Annotated in this window: 2 protein-coding genes; one reads left to right on the top strand and one right to left on the bottom strand. The window is 46.8% G+C overall.

All coding sequences use genetic code 11. From position 1 onward, the window contains the following. Window positions 1-821: 821 nt before the first annotated feature. The gene (locus Q0340_RS08995) at window positions 822-2,543 is read left to right on the top strand and encodes an ABC transporter ATP-binding protein (RefSeq protein ID WP_298083045.1); all 1,722 of its coding nucleotides are present in this window, start codon (window positions 822-824) and stop codon (window positions 2,541-2,543) included. Between the two features lie 4 nt (window positions 2,544-2,547). On the opposite strand, the gene Q0340_RS08990 is transcribed toward Q0340_RS08995, so the two are convergent. Further along, entirely contained in the window at window positions 2,548-2,700 is a 153-nt protein-coding gene (locus tag Q0340_RS08990; RefSeq protein ID WP_298083044.1) for a hypothetical protein, read from the bottom strand. Between the last annotated feature and the right edge of the window lie 424 nt (window positions 2,701-3,124).

Here is a 3,124-nt window from a genome sequence, read left to right as displayed (position 1 = left end):
GCGCGTATTTACCGCGTTTTATCGGCAATGGACGATACGGCGGCGCGATATAGCGCGGTACAGCGGTAGCACTACGCGCCTGACTGCACATAAATTTTAGTGCGATTTTATGGCAATTAGCGATGCAGAGTTGTGCCGTAGCGCGGTGAAAGCAGCACTGCGGCGCACCTGTGCGTAAATTTTAACGCGACTAAGTATAGTGTAATGCGCTGCCGCGACGCACAAATTTCGGCACGATTTTTATTCGGCGATATTCGTGGGTGCACACAGCAACGAAAGTCACGATTTCATTCGGTAATGTTGTTGATATAGTGGCGAATGCGCAAGGCAGGCCGCGATTTTAATAGGTAGTGCGGTGGTGCGAAATAGCAATGCGGCGCGGCGATGCGAAGTCGCGATACACGATGTATATTACGATACGGCATTTTGTAGCGCTTTATGGCGCCTTAAAGCGTTCAATGTTTTAAAAATGGCGTGCGAAAGTGTTTAGAGATTGCGATAAATAAAAACTCGCTTGCTTTAAGCGCTTAACGCTTTAAAAGCGGCAAACAAAAAAGCTAAATCTCGGCATCGTTCGCGCGGTCGCCGCATGTGAATGAGTTTGATTTGGTGAACTTGCGAAGCGCGAATTAGTTCCGCGCCGCCCCATAAATTTTGTGCTGCCTCGCGGTCGAAATTCTAAAATTTAAGGAATTTTGGAATTATAAATTTTAAAATTTCAAGAATTTTAAAATTTCATAAATTTTAAAATTTCAAGAATTTTAAAATTTCATAAATTTTAGGATTTTAAATTTTAAAAATTTTATAAAAAAGGATAGCATTTGAACGGCTTTAAAACTTTACTATCGCGCTTTAAGCCCTATTTTAGGGATTACAAGCCGCAGTTTGCATTGGCGATTTTGGGTATGGTGATGACGAGCGTGGCGACTGCTGCGAGCGCAAAGCTGGTCGAGCCCGTTTTAAATAAAATTTTCGTCGAAAAAAACGAGCCGTATCTCTACACGCTTCCGATCGCGATTATCGTGGTTTTTGCGATGAAAAGCGGCGGCGCGTTTATGCAAAACTACTTCACCGCCTTCATCGGTCAAGACACGGTGCGCCGCTTCCGCGATAGGCTCGTCGCAAGCCTCGTGCGGCTGGACGTGGATTTTTTCAACCGCTTCCGCACGGGCGAGCTCATCAGCCGCACGATCAACGACATCGAGCGCATCCGCGTCGTGGTTTCGAATATGATCCCCGATTTTTTCACGCAGATCATTACGATTTTGGGGCTTTTGGGCGTCGTGATCTATCAGAGCCCAAAGCTCTCGTTTTTCGCGCTCGTGGTCTTTCCGTGCGCGATATATCCGCTCTCGCGCCTTGCAAAGCGGATGAAAAAAATTTCGCGCGAGTCTCAAGAAAAAACATCCGATATCTCCTCAGCGCTCAGTCAAATTTACTCCAACATCGAAATCGTCAAGGCAAGCAACGCCGAAAGCTTTGAAGTGGAGAAATTTAACGCCGAAAACAAGAAATTTTTCGGTCTAAATTTAAAGGCGGTCGTAACGGCGTGCCTGGTAAGCCCGATCATGGAGATGCTAGGCGCCGTGGGTATCGCCGTGGTGATCATCGTCGGAGGACAGGAGGTCATCGCGGGTCAAATGAGCATCGGCAGCTTTTTCAGCTTCCTTACGGCGCTTTTTATGGTCTACACCCCGATAAAAAAGGTCTCATCGCTCTACAATAATATGCAAGACGCCATCGCCGCGAGCGAGCGGACGTTTGAGCTGATAGATTTGGAGCCTACGATCGTCGGAGGCGGCAAGCAGATGGGCGAGATCGGCTCGGTGAGCTTTTGCGACGTGTCGCTAAACTACGGCGACAAGGCGGCGCTAAAAGACATAAGCTTTAGCGTCAAAAAGGGCGAAATTTTAGCGCTCGTTGGAAACAGCGGCGGCGGCAAAAGCTCGGTCGTGAACCTGCTGATGCGCTTTTACGACGCAAGCAGCGGTAAAATTTTATTCAACGGCAACGACGAGATCGGCGAGTTTAGCATCCCTAGCCTGCGCGAAAATATCGGCCTCGTAAGCCAGCGCGTCTATATTTTCAACGACACGATCGCGCAAAACGTAAGCTACGGCGCGGAATTTAACGAGCAGCGCGTCATAGAAGCGCTGAAGCTCGCCAATGCCTATGAGTTCGTAAGCTCGATGAAGGATGGAATTTACACCGTGCTTAGCGAGTTCGGCGCAAATCTTAGCGGCGGGCAGCGCCAGCGTATCGCCATCGCGCGCGCACTGTATAAGGATCCGCAAATTTTAATATTCGACGAGGCGACTTCGGCGCTGGATAACGCGAGCGAAAAGGAGATCTCAAACGTCATCGAAAAGATCAAACAAAGCAAAATCGTCTTTGTAATCGCTCACCGCCTATCCACGATCGAACGCGCCGATAATATCGCCGTGATGAAAAACGGTCGCATCCTCGCCATCGGCACCGACGCGAAGCTGACGGGCGAGTGCGAGGAGTATCGCAGCCTAAAAGGGATTATGCAAAACAGCTAGAATTTTAAAATTCTGCGCCTTTTGCGCCCCGGTTTTGCTCTATGAAATTTTGAAATTTTAGCTTTGAAGCAAGCCGCATAAATTTATCCGCAAAGATTGAAATTCTACCTTTAAATTTAGCCGCACGGATCGTTATTTTGGCTACCGAGCTTTTCAATAAAGCTCGCCTCTTTGGTGCGACGAGGCACGACTACTAGAGCTTTAACATTTGGATTAAAATTTTATCTCAAAATTTCAAGCGCTTCATTACGAGCCGCCTCTAAATTTAAACGCTCGCGCCGTTTTAAAACCGCTGCGGTAAAATTTTATCGCACGCTGGGCTTTTGGGCGCTACCTGCACTTGATCTTGGGCATCTGCGATAAAATTTTGGCTTTATTTTCCTTTATAAATTTTCGCATCTTTTTAAAATCCCTATCCGAATCGAAATTTTTCAAATATTTTTATATAAAAACCGAGCTTTAATCAATAAAAGGCTACAATAACGCCAAATTTAATTCCAAGGGAAAGTCATTGTTTGAATCTATGCGCGCGGCGCGATCGCTAAGCCCCCTATTTCTGGGGATTTTCTTTATGTTTATCG

Source organism: uncultured Campylobacter sp., assembly GCF_938045595.1.
Taxonomy (GTDB): Bacteria; Campylobacterota; Campylobacteria; order Campylobacterales; family Campylobacteraceae; genus Campylobacter_B.
Note: the sequence above shows the minus strand (reverse complement) of the source record. Positions and strands in the feature narration are given on the sequence as shown.